The 593-nt window shown below is 50.6% G+C and carries 1 protein-coding gene; it reads right to left on the minus strand.

Annotation, left to right across the window (positions count from 1 at the left end; translation table 11 throughout):
• On the minus strand, nt 1-352 hold a 352-nt coding region (locus tag CRV02_RS14345), incomplete at its 3' end, for a recombination protein NinB (RefSeq protein ID WP_164969021.1).
• Nucleotides 353-593: the final 241 nt, after the last annotated feature.

Raw genomic sequence — 593 nt, forward strand, 5'->3', positions numbered from 1 at the left:
CCTGTATAAGCTCTAATAGCTCCGCAAATTCGCCTACACGCATCCTGCTGGTTGACTGGCCTATTACCACAAAGCCATTCCCGGCAAGGTTAGGAACAACATCCTGCTGCTTTAATGCTGCGGTAAACACACACTTCCAGCTTTCTGCATCCAGCCAGCGACCATGCCATTCAACCTGACGAGAGACGTCACCTAAGCAGGCCCATAGCTTCCTGTTTTGGTCTAAGCTGCGGTTGCGTTCCTGAATGGTTACTACGATTGGTTTGGTTGGGTCTGGAAGGATTTGCTGTACTGCGTGAATAGCGTTTTGCTGATGTGCTGGAGATCGAATTTCAAAGGTTAGTTTTTTCATGACTTCCCTCTCCCCCAAATAAAAAGGCCTGCGATTACCAGCAGGCCTGTTATTAGCTCAGTAATGTAGATGGTCATCTTTTAACTCCATATACCGCCAATACCCGTTTCATCGCCGCACTCTGGCGACACTCCTTACAAACCAGGCTCGTGCTCATCTTTCCTTCCCGTTCTTCCCTGGTCGCAAACCGGTAATACACCGTGCCCCACACCTCACCCTCGATACCCCGCAGACCGGCCCG

Origin of the sequence: Arcobacter sp. CECT 8989, from assembly GCF_004116715.1 — a bacterium.
Classification (GTDB): Bacteria; Campylobacterota; Campylobacteria; order Campylobacterales; family Arcobacteraceae; genus Halarcobacter.